We start from the raw sequence: 18,287 nt of genomic DNA on the forward strand, positions 1-18,287 counted from the left end.
CGGCAAGTTCAGGTCAGGTCTGTCATGGCGTAACGCTCGATCGCCGCCATCGGTACGGAAAGCCAGTCGGGACGGTGACGGGCCTCGTAGACGACCTCGTAGATCGCCTTGTCCGTCTCGAAGGCGCGCAGCAGCACCGGGTCGGTGCGCGGGTCGCGGCCGCTGACCTCCGCGTAGCCGGAGCAGTACGCGGCCCGGCACGTGTCGGCCCAGTCCGGCGCCGGAGCGGGCGCGGAGTGGGCGGCGTAGTCGAAGGAGCGCAGCATCCCCGCGATGTCCCGCACCACGGGCTGCGGCATCCGCCGCTCGGCCAGCGGTTTGGACGGCTCGCCCTCGAAGTCGATCAGCCACCACTGCCCGGCCGGCGAGCGCAGGCACTGTCCGAGGTGCAGATCACCGTGGATGCGCTGGGCGGTCCAGGTCTGGCCCTCCGCGGCCAGATCGGCCAGCGCCGCGAACTCCGAGCGCAGGGCGGGCGCGTACGGTCGCAGCACGGGCACCGCCTGCGCCGCCGCTTCCAGGCGCTCGATCATGCCGTCGGCCAGCAGCCGCGTCTGGGCGTGGCCCAGGGTCACCGTCGGCAGCGCCCGGGCGAGCGCGGTGTGCACCTCGGCGGTGGCACGGCCGAGCGCCCGCGCCTCGGTGGCGAAGTCCTCGCCCTTGGCAAGCTCGCGCAGCGCCAGCTCCCAGCCGTCCGACGCGCCCTGCAGGAACGGCTGGAGGACGCCGAGCACATACGGCTCCTTCTCCTCCGGCAGCTCCGCCCGCAGCCACGCCGCCGGCGCGGGCACCCGGGAGCAGCCCTCGCGGGCGAGCGCCAGCGGCAGCTCCAGGTCGGGGTTGACACCGGGCACGACCCGGCGCAGCAGCTTGAGAATGAACGTATCTCCGTAGATCACCGACGAGTTGGACTGCTCGGCGGTCACCACCCGTGGGACCAGCCCGGTGCGGATCTCGCGGCCGGGCTCCCGCTCGAAACGGAGCCCGCCGATCCGGGCCTGTGAGCGCAGTGCCTCCAGGAGCAGTTCGGCGGGCCGCGTGTCGTACAGGGCCTCGTACACCGTGCGTCCGGCGAGCGGCCCCTTCTCCACGTGTCCGATCAGCGCGGGCGCCAGCCGGGGCGGCAGCGCCTCGCGCACACCTATCAGCAGCTGGTAGCAGTCACCCGGGTGGGGTTCGGCGCCGAGCGTGAGCGGCTGATGGGCGCGCACCAGGAGGTGGTACAGGCCCAGCCTGCTGTCGACCGGCAGCAGTTCCGTGGCCGCGACCAGCGAGAACCCGGTCACCGGACGTCCTTTGCCCGCGAACCAGCGCTGCCGTGGCAGCCACTCCCTGAGCAGTGGATCCAGGGACGCGAGCAGGCCAGGGCTCGTCGTACCGGAAAGTGTGACAGTCTCCGCCATGGTGTCACATTCCTTTCCCCGGGTGGGCGGGGTGCTACTGATGCGTGCCCCGGGTGGGGCAGGAGAAACGCCCCGTCCCGGGATCTTCGAGGCGCTACACCGGGTCCCTCCGGAGCCGGAACCAGTAGAAGCCGTGCCCGCCGAGGGTCAGCAAGTACGGCAGCTCGCCGATGGCCGGAAAGCGGACCCCGCCGAAGAGCTCGACCGGGTGCCGCCCGTTGAACGCGCTCAGGTCCAGCTCGGTGGGCTGGGCGAAACGGGAGAAGTTGTTCACACAGAGCACCAGGTCGTCCTCGTACTCCCGCAGGAACGCGATCACCGCCGGGTTGGAGGAGGGCAGTTCCGTGTAGGAGCCGAGGCCGAAGGCGGGGTTCTGCTTGCGGATCTCGATCATCCGGCGGGTCCAGTGCAGCAGCGAGGAGGGGGAGGACATCGACGCCTCGACGTTGGTGACCTGGTAGCCGTAGACGGGGTCCATGATGGTCGGCAGGAAGAGCCGGCCCGGGTCGCAGGAGGAGAAGCCGGCGTTGCGGTCCGGGGTCCACTGCATCGGGGTGCGGACCGCGTCGCGGTCGCCGAGCCAGATGTTGTCGCCCATGCCGATCTCGTCGCCGTAGTACAGGATCGGCGAGCCCGGCAGGGACAGCAGCAGGGCGGTGAACAGCTCGATCTGGTTGCGGTCGTTGTCGAGGAGGGGGGCGAGCCGGCGCCGGATGCCGATGTTGGCGCGCATGCGGGGGTCCTTGGCGTACTCGGCCCACATGTAGTCGCGTTCCTCGTCGGTGACCATCTCCAGGGTCAGCTCGTCGTGGTTGCGCAGGAAGATGCCCCACTGGCAGCCGGAGGGGATGGCGGGGGTCTTGGCGAGGATCTCGGAGACGGGGTAGCGGGACTCCCGGCGCACGGCCATGAAGATGCGCGGCATGACGGGGAAGTGGAAGGCCATGTGGCACTCGTCGCCGCCGCTCCGGTAGTCGCCGAAGTAGTCGACGACGTCCTCCGGCCACTGGTTGGCCTCCGCCAGCACCACCGTGTCCGGGTAGTGGGCGTCGATCTCTTTCCGCACCCGCTTGAGGAACTCGTGGGTGGCCGGGAGGTTCTCGCAGTTGGTGCCCTCCTCCTGGTAGAGGTAGGGCACCGCGTCCAGCCGGAAACCGTCGATGCCCAGGTCCAGCCAGAAGCGGAGCGCGGAGATCATCTCCTCCTGCACGGCCGGGTTCTCGTAGTTGAGGTCCGGCTGGTGGGAGAAGAAGCGGTGCCAGAAGTACTGCTTGCGGACCGGGTCGAAGGTCCAGTTGGAGGCCTCGGTGTCGACGAAGATGATCCGCGCGTCCGCGAACTGCTTGTCGTCGTCGGCCCATACGTAGTAGTCGCCGTAGGGCCCGTCGGGGTCCTTGCGGGACTCCTGGAACCACGGGTGCTGGTCGCTGGTGTGGTTCATGACGAAGTCGATGATGACGCGCATGCCGCGCTGGTGGGCGGCGTCCACGAACTCGACGAAGTCGGCGAGGTCGCCGAACTCGGGCAGCACGGCCGTGTAGTCGGAGACGTCGTAACCGCCGTCTCTCAGCGGGGACTTGAAGAACGGCGGCAGCCAGAGGCAGTCGACGCCCAGCCACTGCAGGTAGTCGAGCTTGGCGGTGATCCCCTTGAGGTCGCCGACGCCGTCGCCGTTGCTGTCCTGGAAGGAGCGGACGAGGACCTCGTAGAAGACCGCGCGCTTGAACCAGTCCGGGTCCCGGTCCTTCGCGGGAGTGTCCTCGAAGGTGTCCGGGACGGGTTCGTTGACGATCATGAGGTGGGTGACCCTCCGATCTGCGGGGTGGACGGTCGCAGGACGGTGAACACGTGCGCGGGGCGGGTGCCCGGTTCGAGGCGCACGTAGTTGGCCCTGCCCCAGTGATAGGTCTCGCCGGTGAGTTCGTCACGCACCGGCACCGACTCGTGCCATGCCAGGCCGAGTTGCGGCATGTCCAACGAGACCGTCGCCTCCTGGGTGTGGTGCGGGTCGAGGTTGGCGACCACCAGAACCGTGTTCGAGCCGCTCCGCTTGGAGTACACGATCACCTCTTCCTTGTCCGCGTGGTGGAAGTGGAGGTTGCGCAGCCGCTGGAGGGCGGGGTTCGCCCGCCGGATGGTGTTGAGCTGTGTGATCAGGGGGGTGAGGGTGCGGCCCTCGCGTTCGGCGGTGTCCCAGTCGCGCCGGCGCAGCTGGTACTTCTCGGAGTCGAGGTATTCCTCGCTGCCCTCGCGCAGGGGGGTGTTCTCGCACAGTTCGTAGCCGGAGTACACGCCCCAGGTGGGGGAGAGGGTGGCGGCCAGGACGGCGCGGACGGCGAAGGCGGGGCGGCCGCCGTGCTGGAGGTAGGCGTGGAGGATGTCGGGGGTGTTGACGAAGAAGTTGGGCCGCATGTAGGCGGCCGCCTCGCCGGCCAGTTCGGTGCAGTACTCGGTCAGCTCCTGCTTGGTGGTGCGCCAGGTGAAGTAGGTGTAGGACTGCTGGAAGCCGATCTGGGCCAGGGTGTGCATCATGGCCGGGCGGGTGAAGGCCTCGGCGAGGAAGATGACGTCGGGGTCGGTGGCGTTGATGTCGGCGATCACCCGCTGCCAGAACGCGACCGGTTTGGTGTGCGGGTTGTCCACGCGGAAGATCCGCACCCCGTGGTCCATCCACAGCCGCAGCACCCGCAGGGTCTCGGTGAGCAGGCCCTCGCCGTCGGCGTCGAAGGCGAGGGGGTAGATGTCCTGGTACTTCTTGGGCGGGTTCTCGGCGTAGGCGATGGTGCCGTCGGGGCGGTGGTGGAACCAGTCGGGGTGTTTGTGCACCCAGGGGTGGTCGGGGGAGCACTGCAGGGCGAAGTCGAGGGCGATCTCCAGGCCCAGGGCGCGGGCCCGGCGCACGAACCAGGCGAAGTCCTCCGGGGTGCCCAGCCGGGGGTGGACGGCGTCGTGGCCGCCCTCGGGGGAGCCGATCGCCCAGGGCACGCCGACGTCGTCGGGGCCGGCGGAGAGGGTGTTGTTGCGGCCCTTGCGGTAGGTGGTGCCGATGGGGTGGATGGGGGGCAGGTAGACGACGTCGAAGCCCATCGCGGCGATCGCGGGCAGCCGGCGCGCGGCGGTGCGGAAGGTGCCGTGCGGCTGCTCGGCGGTGCCCTCGGAGCGGGGGAAGAACTCGTACCAGGAGCCGTACAGCGCCCGCTCGCGCTCCACCAGCAGCTCCAGCGTCGGCGAGGCGGTGACGAACTCCCGCAGCGGATGCCGCGCCAGCACCGCGTCCACCTCCGGCGTCAACGCCGCCGCCAGACGCGCGGCGGCCGGACGGCGCTCGTCGCGCAGCGCCGCCACGGCGGCGGCGATCACGTCGCGCTCACCGCCGGGGACGCCCTCGGCGGCGCGCTCGTACAGGCGCGCGCCCTCCTCCAGCACCAGCTCCGTGTCCATCCCCGCCGGGATCTTGATCTGGGCGTGGTGCCGCCAGGTGGTGACCGGGTCCCCCCAGGCCTCCACGGTGTAGGTCCAGCGGCCGGGCTCGCCCGCGCTCACGGTGGCGCCCCAGCGGTCCGTGCCCGGGGCCAGCTCCCGCATCGGGGTCCAGGGGCCCGGACGGCCGCCGGGATCCCGCAGGACGACATTGGCGGCGACGGCGTCGTGGCCCTCGCGGAAGACGGTGGCCGAGATCTCGAACGTCTCTCCGGTCACGGCCTTGGCGGGCCTGCGTCCGTGCTGGACGACGGGCCGCACGTCGAGGACGGGGATGCGTCCGAGTGTTTCCTCGGCGCTGGATGTCGGGGGTGCCGACGAGTGGTGCGTGGCGGGCATGACCGCTCCTGTCCGCGTCAACGTGGGTGGTGGGCGGATGGCTGTGGGGAGGTGGGTCCTGCGTGGGTTTTTTCGTGTTCTGCCTGTCGTGTACCCGGGGAGCCTTCCCACCCTATTCGGGTGAGCAATCCGGCACTTTGTTAACTACTCACTCGTATGTCTACACACAAGACCGGTCCCGTTCGTGAACGAACGGGACCGGTCTCAGTACTCCTGGATGACGAACCCGATCACTGTCATGGTGAGGCCGGCACCTGCAGCAGTTCGTCCGGCGAGCCGAGCCCGCGGCCGGACACCCTGCCGGGCACCGCCGCCCTGACCAGCGCCTTCGCGACCTGGGCGGGCGTCGCCCGCGGGTGGCCGGACAGATAGAGGGCGGCCGCGCCGGTCGCGTGCGGGGTCGCCATCGACGTGCCGGAGAAGGTCGCCTTCCCGGTGTCGCTCGCGTAGGAGGCCGAGGTGATCGACACGCCCGGGGCGAACAGGTCCACGGCCGGTCCGAAGTTCGAGAAGGCCGCCCGGGCGTCCGTCCGGTCGGTCGCGCCGACCGTGATCGCCTCCCGCACGTCGGCCGGGGAGGAGAGCCCCGCCGGCAGGCCGTCGTTCCCCGCGGCGACGGCGTAGGTGACGCCCGAGGCGATCGAGTTGCGTACGGCGGCGTCCAGCTGGGCGTTGTGGGAGCCGCCCAGGCTGAGATTGGCGACGGCCGGCTTCCTCGCGTGCCTGGTCACCCAGTCGATCCCCGCGATGACCTGCGACGTCGTACCCGAGCCGTGGTTGTCCAGGACGCGCACGGAGACGATCCTGGCCTGCTTGGCGACGCCGAAGGTGGTGCCGGCGATGGTGCCGGCCACATGGGTGCCGTGACCGTTGCCGTCGCTCGCGGTCCTGTCGCCGCCGACGAAGTCCCAGCCGTAGCTCGCCCGGCCGCCGAAGTCCCGGTGGGTGATCCGGACGCCGGTGTCGATCACGTACGCCGTCACCCCGCGGCCCGCCGGTTCGGGCGAGGTGTAGCGCCTGTTCAGCGGCAGGCTCGACTGGTCGATCCGGTCCAGCCCCCAGGACGGCGGGGTCCTCTGGACACGGTCGAGCGTGACCCGGGTGTCCTGGACGACCGAGGCGACGCGGGAGTCGGCCGCGAGCCGCTCGGCCTGTCTCTCGCCCGCCCTGATCGCGTAACCGTTGAGGACCGTGCCGTAACTGTGGCTTATTCTCGCCCCGTACTTCGCGGCCAGGCCCTTTCCGGTCGCCGATGACGCGTTCGTTCCCCCCTTGAGCGTCACCAGGTAGCTCCCGCCGACGGCGCCGGGCCCTCCGGCGCCGAGTATCCGCCCCCCGGGCGCGGCGTGCGCGGGCAGGGTGCCGACCGAGAACGCGACGGCGCAGGCCACCGCGGTCAGTCCCCCCGCCCGGCGCAGACGCCGTGATCGCGTCCGTGCCATGGTCCGAGTTCCCCTCCTCGACTCGGCGTGCGGCGACCGCCGGTCACCGGGATGCCCCCGGCCGCGGTCCGTCCGCCACGCCTCTCGGCAGCCTCTCGTGTGGTGCAGAAGGCCACAAGAGGGCCTATGGCGAGGGAATCGGCCATGTCCGCCATGCTGCATGCATGAAGGTTGCGGCTTTTTCCGGACTTCGCAGGAGTTGGTGGTGTTCTTGGACGTGCCGTGGTTGCGGAGCCCTCCGCACCGATACCGTCGAGGTTGACGACGAGGCGCACAGTGTTGTGCGTCCGCACAGCGACACGCGTCGAGGTGGAAAGTGAAGGCGATCCGTCGATTCACCGTCCGACCCGTTCTCCCCGAGGCCCTCAGCCCGCTGAGTGATCTGGCCCGCAATCTGCGCTGGTCCTGGCATGCGGAGACCCGAGACCTGTTCCAGTCCGTCGATCCCGAGCACTGGGCCGCCTCCGAGGGCGATCCGGTACGGCTGCTGGGGAGCGTGTCCCCCGCACGGCTCGCGGAACTGGCCGAGGACCGTCGTTTCCTGCGCCGCCTGACCGCGGTCTCGGACGACCTGAACGACTATGTGAGCGGCGACCGCTGGTACCAGGAGCAGGCCGGGGAACTGCCCGCGGCCATCGCGTACTTCTCGCCCGAGTTCGGCATCGCGGCCGCCCTGCCCCAGTACTCCGGCGGCCTCGGCATCCTCGCCGGCGACCATCTGAAGGCGGCCAGCGATCTCGGCGTGCCCCTGATCGGGGTGGGCCTGCTCTACCGGCACGGCTACTTCCGCCAGTCCCTGTCCCGGGACGGCTGGCAGCAGGAGCACTACCCGGTCCTCGACCCCAACGAGCTGCCGGTCTCCCTCCTGGAGGAGGCGGACGGCACACCCGCCCAGGTCTCCCTCGCCCTGCCCGGGGGCCGGCAGCTGCACGCCCGCATCTGGCACGCCCAGGTCGGCCGCGTCCCGCTGCTGATGCTCGACTCGGACGTCGAGGAGAACGACCTCGGCGAGCGCGGGGTGACCGACCGGCTCTACGGCGGCGGCAGCGAGCACCGGCTGCTGCAGGAGATGCTGCTGGGCATAGGAGGGGTACGGGCGGTGCGGACGTACTGCCGGCTCACCGGCCACGCCGAGCCCGAGGTCTTCCACACCAACGAGGGCCACGCCGGCTTCCTCGGCCTGGAGCGCATCGCCGAACTCTGCGACCGCGGACTGGACTTCGACTCGGCGCTGGAGGCGGTGCGGGCCGGGACCGTGTTCACCACCCACACCCCCGTCCCGGCCGGCATCGACCGCTTCGACCGCGAGCTGGTCGCCCACCACTTCGGACCCGACGCCGAGCTCCCGCGCATCGACGTCGAGCACATCCTGCGGCTCGGCATGGAGACCTATCCCGGCGGGGAGCCGAACCTCTTCAACATGGCCGTGATGGGCCTGCGCCTGGGCCAGCGGGCCAACGGCGTCTCCCTGCTGCACGGCCAGGTCAGCCGCGAGATGTTCGCCGGCCTGTGGCCCGGATTCGACCCCGGCGAGGTGCCGATCACCTCCGTCACCAACGGCGTGCACGCGCCCACCTGGGTCGCCCCCGAGGTCTTCCGGCTCGGCGCCCGGGAGATCGGCGCCCAGCGCGCCGAGGACGCGCTGACCGTCGGCGGCTCGGACCGCTGGGACGCCGTGGCCGACATTCCCGACCTGGACATCTGGGAACTGCGCCGCAGCCTGCGCGAGCAGCTGGTGGACGAGGTGCGCCGGCGGCTGCACGCCTCCTGGCGCCAGCGCGGTGCCGGGACGGCCGAGCTGGGGTGGATCGACGGCGTCCTGGACCCGGACGTGCTCACCATCGGCTTCGCGCGGCGCGTTCCCTCGTACAAGCGCCTGACCCTGATGCTGCGCGACCGCGACCGGCTGATGGACCTCCTGCTGCACCCCGAGCGCCCGGTCCAGATCGTGGTCGCGGGCAAGGCGCACCCGGCGGACGACGGCGGCAAGCGGCTGGTGCAGGAGCTGGTGCGGTTCGCCGACGACCCGCGCGTGCGCCACCGCATCGTCTTCCTGCCCGACTACGGCATGGGGATGGCGCGCAAGCTCTACCCGGGCTGCGACATCTGGCTCAACAACCCGCTGCGCCCGCTGGAGGCCTGCGGCACCTCCGGCATGAAGGCCGCCCTCAACGGCTGCCTCAACCTCTCCGTCCTGGACGGCTGGTGGGACGAGTGGTTCCAGCCCGACTTCGGCTGGGCGATCCCCACCGCGGACGGCGCCGGGACCGATCCCGACCACCGCGACGCCATAGAGGCGGGCGCGCTCTACGACCTGCTGGAGCAGCGGGTGGCCCCCCGCTTCTACGAGCGGGGCCGGCACGGCCTGCCCGACCGGTGGATCGAGATGGTGCGCCAGACCCTCACCCTGCTGGGCCCCAAGGTGCTGGCCGGCCGGATGGTCCGCGAGTACGTCGAGCGCCTGTACACGCCGGCCGCCCACGCGCACCGCGCGATGGACCCCGGCTCCGCGCGCGAACTGGCCGGCTGGAAGGCCCGGGTGCGGGCCGCCTGGCAGGGGGTCACCGTCGACCACCTGGAGACGTCCGCCCACCCGGCCACCGCGGAACTCGGCACCACACTCGCGCTGCGGGTGCGCGTCGCCCTCGGCGAGCTCGGCCCGGACGACGTGGAGGTCCAGGCCGTCTCGGGCCGCGTCGACCAGGAGGACCGCATCACCGACGCGGCGACCGTCCCGCTCAAGCCGACGGGCGGCCCCGACACGGACGGCGGCTGGGTCTACGAGGGCCCGCTCTCCCTGGACCGCACGGGACCCTACGGCTACACGGTCCGCATCCTGCCCGCGCACCGGCTGCTGGCCTCCGGCGCGGAGCTGGGGCTGGTGGCGGTGCCCTCGGAGGAGACGGGCGAGGGAGGCGGGGTGCTGATGCGGTGAGCGCGGTGCACATCCGCGGACCGGGGCGGACGCACACCTCCGAGTGCGGACCGGGGCGGACGCACACCTCCGAGTGCGGACCGGGGCGGAATCACACCTCCGAGTGCGGACCGGGGCGGAATCACACCTCCGAGTAGGGGGCGCACATCCGCCTCAGCACGTTCCCGCACCGCCGTGCGTAGACATGCTGGACGCCGCGCGTCGCAGGGCCGCCCGCACGGGCGTACCACTTCGCCGCGCGGCTGAAGGCGTCCAGGGTCAGCCACACCGTGCCGTCGCCGGTGCGGTCCACGACGAACGCCTCCTCGCCGCACTCCGGATGGCCGGCCAGCGTGCCGTAGGCCCAGCCGGCCCGGCGGGGCTCCTCGACCGTGTAGACGACGCGGCAGGGCGCCTTGATCAGCCCGGCGAAGCTCACCGTGACATCGACCCCGGGCGCCGCCCGGTCCGCGCTCGTCTCGACGCCCACGCCCAGTTCGCGGTGCATCTCCCAGGTCAGCACCGCCTCGGCGGCTCTGCGGAAGGCCTTCTCGCCCTCCCCGACGCGCGCGCGGACATGCATCGGATGGAAACCCGGCGGGCAGAAACCGCCGCGGCGGGTCCCGCCGACGTCGTCGTAGGTGAAGTCCTCCAGGCGCATGGCAACCAAGAGTAGGGCGGTACCCGGGAGCTGCCGCGCTCCGGGTACCGCCCGCCAACTTCCTTCGGGTCAGTTCACGTTGACGGCGGACCAGGCCGCGGCCACCGCCTTGTACTCGGCGCTGTTCGCGCCGTACAGGGCCGAGGCGGCGGACAGGGTGCCCGCGCGTGCCTTCGCGTAGTTGGTCGTCGACGTGAAGTACGTGGTCAGCGCCTTGTACCAGATCTGCAGCGCCTTGTCGCGGCCGATGCCGGTGACCGTGGAGCCGTTGGACGTCGGCGAGTTGTAGCTGACGCCGTTGATGACCTTGGCTCCGCTGCCCTCGGAGAGGAGGTAGAAGAAGTGGTTGGCGACGCCGGAGGAGTAGTGGACGTCCTTGTTGCCGACGCCGGAGGACCAGTAGTCGGCGGAGCCGCCGTCCTTGCTGGGCTTGTCCATGTAGCGCAGCGGGGTGCCGTCGCCGTTGATGTCGATCTTCTCGCCGATGAGGTAGTCGCCCTTGTCGGCGGAGTTGTTGGCGAAGAACTCCACGCCGGTGCCGAAGATGTCGGAGGTGGCCTCGTTCAGCCCGCCGGACTCGCCGCTGTAGTTCAGGCCGGCGGTGTTGGAGGTGACGCCGTGGCTCATCTCGTGCCCGGCCACGTCCAGCGCGGTCAGCGGGTCCTGGTTCCCGGAGCCGTCGCCGTAGGTCATGCAGAAGCAGCTGTCGTCCCAGAAGGCGTTCACGTACGAGTTGCCGTAGTGCACGCGGGAGTAGGCGCCGACGCCGTCGTTCCTGATGCCGCTGCGGCCGAAGGTGGACTTGTAGAAGTCCCAGGTCTCCTGCGCGCCGTAGGCGGCGTCGGCCGCGGCGGTCTGGTCGGTGCTGGAGCTGGAGGCCGTGCCGGTGCCCCAGACGTTGTCCGAGTCGGTGAACAGCGAGCCGGTGCCGGAGGTGCGGTGCTTCAGGTTGTAGGTCTTGTGACCGCCGCGTGAGGCGTCGGTCAGCGTGTACGACGAGCCCGACCCGCTCGTGGTGAGGCTGACGGTTCCCGAGTACAGCGTCTTGCCGGTGCCCGTGGCGTTCTCGATGCCCTGGTACTCGAAGAGCTTCTTGCCGGTGGCCGCGTCGGTGATGACGTGCAGCTGGTTGGGGGTGCCGTCGTCCTGGAGGCCGCCGACGACCGTCTCGTAGGCGAGGACGGGCTTGCCGGAACCGGCCCAGATGACCTTGCGGGCGCCGTCGGCCGCGGACTTGGCGGAGCCGAGCGACCTGGCGGCGCTCACCGCCTGCTTCTCCGCTCCGGCCGGGGTGACCCGGGCCTTGAGCGAGGGCACCTTGATGGCGGCGGTGGTCGCCTTGGTCACGCCCTCGGTCCTCCCCGCCCTCGAGGTGTGGACGACGAGGTCGCCGCCGAGGACCGGCAGGCCCGCGTAGGTGCGCTCGTAGCGGGTGTGCACGGTGCCGTCGGCGTCTCTGACGACGTCCTTGACGACCAGCTTCTCCTTGGCGCCGAGGCCTATCTGCTCGGCCGTCCGCGCTGTGTGGGCCCGGGCCTTCTGGACGAGTGAGGTACGGGCTGCCGCCGAGAGCGCGGTCGGCGCGGCGGCGAGGGGGGCGTTGCCCGTCGGGTCGGACGGGACCTGGGCCGATGCCGTGCCGGCGGCGAGTCCGCTGGTGAGCAGGGCTCCGGCGGCGACTGCGGTGGCGATGGCCAGGCGTGCGCGCTCGTGACGCGCGTAGCGGGGGGTGGTCACACAAGCTCCTTGTGGTGGGGGGTCCGGCACGGTGTGGGGCGTCCGGGCCGGAATCGGAGTGCGTTTGTGCGGCGGTTGTCAGGAAGGGTGACACCGGGGGCGCGTACATGTCAGGACCCCGAAGTGATGTTGGCTGAAAACCGACTGCCGGGTGAACAGTGCGGGCGGCTGCCGGCGGCACGGCGCGCGAGGGCGCCGCCCCGGTGAGTCGAACCACCGGAGCGGCGCCCTGGCCTGCGCGTTCCCACCGGCCTACGGGAAGGTGAGCTTCCAGCTGTTGATGTAGCCGGTGTCCTGCGCCGCCTGGTCCTGGACCCGCAACTTCCAGGTGCCGTTGGCGGTTTCGGAGGAGGCGTCGACCGTGTAGGTCTGCTGGACGTTGTCCGCCGAGTCGTAGGGGCTGTAGTCCTTCAGGCGGTACGTCGACCCGTCCGGCGCGACCAGGTCGACCACCAGGTCGCCGCGCCAGGTGTGCACGATGTCGACCGAAACCTGGAGGTTGGACGGAGCGTTGCCGGAGCGGCCGGAGACCGTGATGGCCGACGTCACGGCCGGCCCGTTGTCCGGAATCGCCACGTCGGTGGTGTTCTCGAACGACGTGCCGCCGCCGCCACCGCCACCGGAGCGCGAGCCGACCGCGACGGCCGCCCACGCGTCCTGCACCGCCTTGTACTCGGCGGACGAGGTGCCGTACAGCTCTCCCGCCGCCGCGAGCGTGCCGGTGCGGGCGCCCGCGTAGTTGGTGGTGGAGGTGAACTTCGTGGTCAGCGCCCGGTACCAGATCTGCAGCGCCTTGTCCCGCCCGATGCCGGTGACCGGAAGCCCGTCCACGGTGGGGGAGTTGTAGCTGACGCCGTTGATGACCTTGGCTCCGCTGCCCTCGGAGAGGAGGTAGAAGAAGTGGTTGGCGACGCCGGAGGAGTAGTGGACGTCCTTGTTGCCGACGCCGGAGGACCAGTAGTCGGCGGAGCCGCCGTCCTTGCTGGGCTTGTCCATGTAGCGCAGCGGGGTGCCGTCGCCGTTGATGTCGATCTTCTCGCCGATGAGGTAGTCGCCCTTGTCGGCGGAGTTGTTGGCGAAGAACTCCACGCCGGTGCCGAAGATGTCGGAGGTGGCCTCGTTCAGCCCGCCGGACTCGCCGCTGTAGTTCAGGCCGGCGGTGTTGGAGGTGACGCCGTGGCTCATCTCGTGCCCGGCCACGTCCAGCGCGGTCAGCGGGTCCTGGTTCCCGGAGCCGTCGCCGTAGGTCATGCAGAAGCAGCTGTCGTCCCAGAAGGCGTTCACGTACGAGTTGCCGTAGTGCACGCGGGAGTAGGCGCCGACGCCGTCGTTCCTGATGCCGCTGCGGCCGAAGGTGGACTTGTAGAAGTCCCAGGTCTCCTGCGCGCCGTAATGGGCGTCCGCGCCCGCCGTCGCCGCGTTCGACGTGGTGCCGTTGCCCCAGGTGTTGCTGGTCTGCGAGAACAGCGTGCCGGTGCCGGACGTGCCGTGGTTCAGGTTGTAGGTCTTGTGGCCGCCGCGCGCGCCGTCGGTCAGCGTGTAGGTGGAGCCCGACTGGGTCGTCGTCAGCGAGACCGTGCCGCTGTACTGCGTGTTGCCGGTGCCGGTCGCGGTCTCGATGCCCTGGTACTCGAAGAGCTTCTTGCCGGTGGCCGCGTCGGTGATGACGTGCAGCTGGTTGGGGGTGCCGTCGTCCTGGAGGCCGCCGATGACCGTCTCGTACGCCAGGACGGGCCTGCCGCTCGCCGCCCAGACGACCTTGCGCGCGCTGTCGGCGCTCGCCCTGGTGGAGCCGAGGGCCCGCGCGCGCTTGACGGCCTGCCGCTCGGCCGCCGCCCTGGTGATGTCCGGGGTGACGTCGGAGACCTTGACGGCGGCGTTCGTCGCCTTGATGACGCGCTTGACGGCCCCGGCCTTGGAGGTGTCGACGATCAGGTCGCCGCCGAGCACGGGCAGGCCGTCGTAGGTGCGCTCGTAGCGGGTGTGCACGGTGCCGTCGGCGTCCTTGACGACGTCACGGACGACGAGCTTCTCCTTGGCGCCGAGGCCGATGTCCCGGGCGGTCCGCGCCCGGGCGCTGTCGGCGTCGCGTATCAGCTCCGCGCGCTGGGAGGCGCTGAGCCGTACGGCCGAGTGGGCCGCGACGGCCTTCCCGGCCGGGGCCCCGGCGGGGGCGGCGGACGCGGCGCCCGACTGGACGGCCACGGCGAGCAGGGCGGTGACGCCGGTGACGGCGACGATGTGGGAGGTGCGTCTGCGAGAGATATTGCTTCTCAACACTGACTCCTTCTGCGCGGCCGCGGGGTTGCGCGGCCAGGGGAGATCCGGACGGTGGTCGACCATCCGGGCAGAACCGATGCGGAACCAGGTGCGCGGCCGTGACGACACAGCGGTGGTGCTGTGGGGTTGCTGTGAAGCAGCCGTGGGAAGCGTGACATCTGATGGCGCTTTCTGTCAGGCACGCGTCAGGAAGTTGGCCGGATTCGGTCCGTTGTCCGGTGGCTCATGTCCGGTATGCGGATCCGGCTCCCGTGGCCGTGGCCCTCACGCCAGACTGTCCCGCCACGCCCGGTGCAGATCCGCGAACCGCCCTCTGCCCGCGACGAGTTCGGCCGGGCTGCCGTCCTCCACGATCCTGCCGTGCTCCATGACCAGGACCCGGTCCGCGATCTCCACGGTCGACAGGCGGTGCGCGATGACCACCGCCGTACGGCCCCGCAGGACCGTCGACATCGCCCGCTGCACGGCCCGTTCGCCCGGGACGTCGAGCGAGCTGGTCGCCTCGTCGAGGATCAGCACGGCCGGGTCGGCGAGCAACGCCCTGGCGAACGCCACGAGTTGGCGCTGGCCGGCGGAGATGCGGCCGCCCCGCTTGCGCACGTCCGTGTCGTACCCGTCCGGCAGGGTGCTGATGAACTCGTGCGCGCCGATCGCCTTCGCCGCCCGCTCGATCTCCTCCCGGGTCGCTTCCGGGCGGCCGATGGCGATGTTCTCGGCGACCGTGCCGGAGAACAGGAACGCCTCCTGCGTCACCATCACCACCCCGCGCCGCAGTTCGGCCACCGACAGCTCCCGCAGGTCGACGCCGTCCAGCAGGATCCGGCCCGCGGAGGGGTCGTAGAAACGGGCGAGCAGCTTGGCCAGGGTCGACTTTCCGGCGCCGGTGGAGCCGACCACCGCGACGGTCTGCCCGGCGGGCACGGTCAGGTCGAAGCGGGGCAGCACCTCGCCGCCGGTGCGGTAGCCGAAGCCGACCCCGTCGAAGACGACCTCGCGGCCCGGGTGCTCGCTCGCCGGCGGCGGCAGCTCCACGGGAACCGGCGGCCGGGGCACGGACGGGGTCTGCGCGAGCAGCCCGGCGATCTTCTCCAGGGAGGCGGCCGCCGACTGGTAGGCGTTCAGGAACATGCCGAGCCGGTCGATGGGGTCGTACAGCCGCCGCAGGTACAGCACCGCGCCCGCCAGCACCCCGAGCTCCAGCGAGCCGGCCGCCACCCGGTAGGCCCCCCACAGCACGATGCCCGCGACGGCCGTGTTGGCCACCAGGCGGGAGCCGACCACATAGCGCGCCATCTCGAGCAGCGCGTCGCCGTTGACCCGCTCGTGCCGCCGGTTCAGCACCCTGAAGTCCGCGTCGTTGGCGGCCTCGCGGCGGAAGGCGCGCACCGGGCGGATGCCGTTCATGGTCTCGACGAACTTGACGATGACGGCCGCGATGGCGGTGGAGCGCATCCGGTACACCCGTCCCGCGCGCCGCTGGTAGACGCGGACCAGCAGGTACAGCGGCACGAAGGACGCCACCGCGAGGGCGCCGAGCCCGAGGTCCAGCCAGAGCAGCATCGCCGAGATGTAGACGAAGGACAGGACGACCATGATGAGTTCCTGCAGGCCCTCGTTGAGCAGCTCCCTGAGCGACTCCACGTCCGTGGTCGAACGGGAGATCAGGCGGCCGCTCGTGTACCGCTCGTGGAAGTCGATGCTGAGCGCCTGGGCGTGGCGGAAGATACGGCCGCGCAGGTCGAGCAGCACGTCCTGGCTGATCCGGGCGGAGGCGATGATGAAGGCGGACTGCAGCCCGCCCGAGACCAGCGCGCAGAGGAGATAGGCGACGGCCACCGCGATCAGCGGCCCGTGGTCGTGGTCCCGGAACGCCGGTACGGCCTTGTCGATCGCGTACGCCACCAGCAGCGGGCCCGCCTGCACCGCCGCCTGCTGGAGCAGCAGCAGGACCGTGGCGAAGGCGACGCGGGCCCGCATCGGGGCGAGCAGCGAGCGCAGCAGGACGGCGGTGGCACCGGGGGCAGAGGGCAGGACGTCCCGGTCGAAGGGGTCGCCCGCGTCCTCGGGGCGGGGCAGGTCCGGCTCGTCGCCGGCCGCGGGCGCGGACTTGGTCGGAGCCGTCATCGGTCGTCCTCCGCTTCTCCGGACCCGGACATCAGGTGGGCGTACTCGGCGTTCGTGCGCAGCAGTTCGTGGTGGGTGCCGACGGCGGTGATCCGGCCGCCGGAGAGCAGGGCGACCCGGTCGGCGAGCAGGACCGTGGAGGGGCGGTGCGCCACGATGAGGGCGGTGGTGTCCGCGAGCACCTCGCGCAGGGCCGCCTCCACGGCGGCCTCGGTATGCACGTCCAGCGCGGACAGCGGGTCGTCCAGGACCAGGAACTCCGGTCGGCCCACGACGGCTCGGGCCAGCGCCAGGCGCTGGCGCTGGCCCCCGGAGAGGCTCAGCCCCTGCTCGCCCACCCGGGTGTCCGTGCCGTACGGGAGGGCGTGGGCGAAGTCCGCCTGGGCCACCGCGAGGGCGCGCTCCAGCTCGGCCGCGCCGGCGCCGTCCTCGGCGCCCATGAGAACGTTGTCCGCGACGGTGGCCGAGAAGAGGGTGGGCTCCTCGAACGCCACGGCCACCCTCGCGCGCAGCTCTTGGCGCGACATGGCGGTGATGTCCTCGCCGTCCAGCGTGATCCGCCCCGAGGTGATCTCGTGCAGGCGGGGGACGAGCGCGGTGAGGGTCGTCTTCCCGCTGCCCGTCGCGCCCACCAGCGCCATCGACTCGCCCGGACGGATGTGCAGGTCGACGCGGTCGAGGACGGGCGGGGCGCCGGCCGGGGCGTCGGGGTAGTGGAAGCGGACGCTGTCGAAGCGGAGCCCGCGGCCCCCGGCGCCCGCCCGGCCGGCGCCCGGCGCCGCGGGCACGGCGGTGGCGGTGGCTTCCGGCTCGGCGTCCATCACCTCGAAGTACCGCTCCGTCGCCGTCGCCGCCTCCTGGCTCATGGCCAGCAGGAAGCCGATCGAGTCCACCGGCCAGCGCAGGGCGAGGGCCGTCGAGAGGAAGGCCACCAGCGTGCCCGCGGACAGGGAGCCGTCGGCCACCCGGATCGTGCCCAGGACCAGGGCCGCCCCGATCGCCGCCTCGGGGAGGGTCACGATGACGCCGAAGATCGTGGCGAGGAGGCCCGCCTTGCGCAGTTCCGTCCCGCGGAGGGTCCGCGAGAGATCGCGGAAGGCGCGGGCCTGGCTGCGGTGACGCCCGAAGCCCTTGATGACGCGGATGCCGAGGACGCTCTCCTCGACGACCGTGGTCAGGTCGCCGACCTGGTCCTGCGCCCGCCGCGCCGCGCGGGCGTAGCGCTTCTCGAAGACGGCGCAGGTGACGATCACGGGGACGGCGGGGCCGAGGATCACCAGCCCCAGGACCCAGTCCTGCAGCAGCATGATGACCACGCCGACGAGGATCGTCACACCGTTGACCAGCAGGAACGTCAGGGGAAAGGCGAGGAACTGACGCAGCAGCATCAGGTCCGTCGTGCCGCGCGACAGCAACTGGCCCGAGGCCCAGCGGTCGTGGAAGGCGACCGGCAGGCGCTGCAGATGCCGGTACAGGTCCGCGCGCATCCCCGCCTCGACGCCGGACAGCGGCCGCGCCACGAGCCAGCGCCGCAGCCCGAACAGCAGTGCCTCCGCGAGTCCGAGCAGCAGCAGGTACAGCGCCCCGAGCCAGACGCCCGCCGGGTCCCCGTCGGCGACGGGCCCGTCGACCATCCACTTCAGCACGAGCGGGAAGACCAGCCCCGTACAGGACGCGAGCACGGCGACGAACGCGGCCGTGCCCAGGCGCACCCGCACGGGCCGCACATACGGCCACAGCCGCAGCAGCGTGCGTACGGCCGATCGTTCGGCGCTCTCCCCGGATTCCTCTGCGGTGGCACGTGTAGTGGGCATCGGGTGTGAGCCTACGGACCGGCACTGACAACGCCCACCCAGTTTTGGCCGGTGCGGTCGTAGCCCGCCATCGGCCGATCGGACGATGCCGCT

At 71.4% G+C, this 18,287-nt stretch carries 10 protein-coding genes; 1 reads left to right on the plus strand and 9 read right to left on the minus strand.

Annotation, left to right across the window (positions count from 1 at the left end; translation table 11 throughout):
* Positions 1-8: 8 nt before the first annotated feature.
* The 4 genes from ACJ9NR_RS27115 to ACJ9NR_RS27130 form a co-directional block, all read right to left on the minus strand.
* A complete protein-coding gene (locus ACJ9NR_RS27115) occupies positions 9-1,403 on the minus strand; it encodes a maltokinase N-terminal cap-like domain-containing protein (RefSeq protein WP_412492347.1) in 1,395 nt (464 codons plus the stop codon).
* A 94-nt stretch (positions 1,404-1,497) separates the two neighbouring features.
* Positions 1,498-3,198: a maltose alpha-D-glucosyltransferase gene (treS, locus tag ACJ9NR_RS27120; RefSeq protein ID WP_412492346.1), complete on the minus strand. Its 1,701-nt coding sequence runs from the start codon at positions 3,196-3,198 to the stop codon at positions 1,498-1,500.
* On the minus strand, positions 3,195-5,222 hold the full coding sequence (locus tag ACJ9NR_RS27125) for an alpha-1,4-glucan--maltose-1-phosphate maltosyltransferase (protein WP_412492345.1): 2,028 nt from the start codon (positions 5,220-5,222) through the stop codon (positions 3,195-3,197). The genes treS and ACJ9NR_RS27125 overlap by 4 nt, the downstream gene beginning before the upstream one ends.
* 236 nt (positions 5,223-5,458) lie before the next feature.
* Positions 5,459-6,664: a S8 family peptidase gene (locus ACJ9NR_RS27130; protein WP_412492344.1), complete on the minus strand. Its 1,206-nt coding sequence runs from the start codon at positions 6,662-6,664 to the stop codon at positions 5,459-5,461.
* 316 nt (positions 6,665-6,980) lie between these two features.
* On the opposite strand from ACJ9NR_RS27130, the gene ACJ9NR_RS27135 reads away from it, so the two are divergent.
* Positions 6,981-9,599: a glycosyltransferase family 1 protein gene (locus ACJ9NR_RS27135; protein WP_412492343.1), complete on the plus strand. Its 2,619-nt coding sequence runs from the start codon at positions 6,981-6,983 to the stop codon at positions 9,597-9,599.
* Positions 9,600-9,720: 121 nt separating this feature from the next.
* Here the strand turns inward: ACJ9NR_RS27135 and ACJ9NR_RS27140 are convergent, their stop codons facing one another.
* The 5 genes from ACJ9NR_RS27140 to ACJ9NR_RS27160 all read right to left on the minus strand — a co-directional run bounded on the left by ACJ9NR_RS27140 (position 9,721) and on the right by ACJ9NR_RS27160 (position 18,194).
* Positions 9,721-10,239 carry a DUF1990 domain-containing protein gene (locus tag ACJ9NR_RS27140; protein WP_412492342.1) on the minus strand — a complete coding sequence of 173 codons (519 nt, stop codon included), beginning with the start codon at positions 10,237-10,239 and terminating at the stop codon, positions 9,721-9,723.
* Positions 10,240-10,308: 69 nt separating this feature from the next.
* Entirely contained in the window at positions 10,309-11,976 is a 1,668-nt protein-coding gene (locus tag ACJ9NR_RS27145; protein ID WP_412492341.1) for a M4 family metallopeptidase, read from the minus strand.
* A 252-nt stretch (positions 11,977-12,228) separates the two neighbouring features.
* Positions 12,229-14,253, minus strand: a complete 2,025-nt coding sequence (locus ACJ9NR_RS27150; RefSeq protein ID WP_412492340.1) for a M4 family metallopeptidase — start codon at positions 14,251-14,253, stop codon at positions 12,229-12,231.
* A gap of 267 nt (positions 14,254-14,520) precedes the next feature.
* Complete coding sequence (locus ACJ9NR_RS27155; protein WP_412492339.1) at positions 14,521-16,380, minus strand: ABC transporter ATP-binding protein; 1,860 nt, start codon at positions 16,378-16,380, stop codon at positions 14,521-14,523.
* Positions 16,377-18,194 (minus strand): ABC transporter ATP-binding protein, encoded by a 1,818-nt coding sequence (locus tag ACJ9NR_RS27160; RefSeq protein WP_412492338.1) that lies wholly within the window; start codon positions 18,192-18,194, stop codon positions 16,377-16,379. Before ACJ9NR_RS27160 ends, ACJ9NR_RS27155 begins: the two co-directional genes overlap by 4 nt.
* Positions 18,195-18,287 lie beyond the last annotated feature (93 nt).

Source organism: Streptomyces sediminimaris (assembly GCF_047049295.1).
GTDB classification, from domain to species: Bacteria; Actinomycetota; Actinomycetes; order Streptomycetales; family Streptomycetaceae; genus Streptomyces; species Streptomyces sediminimaris.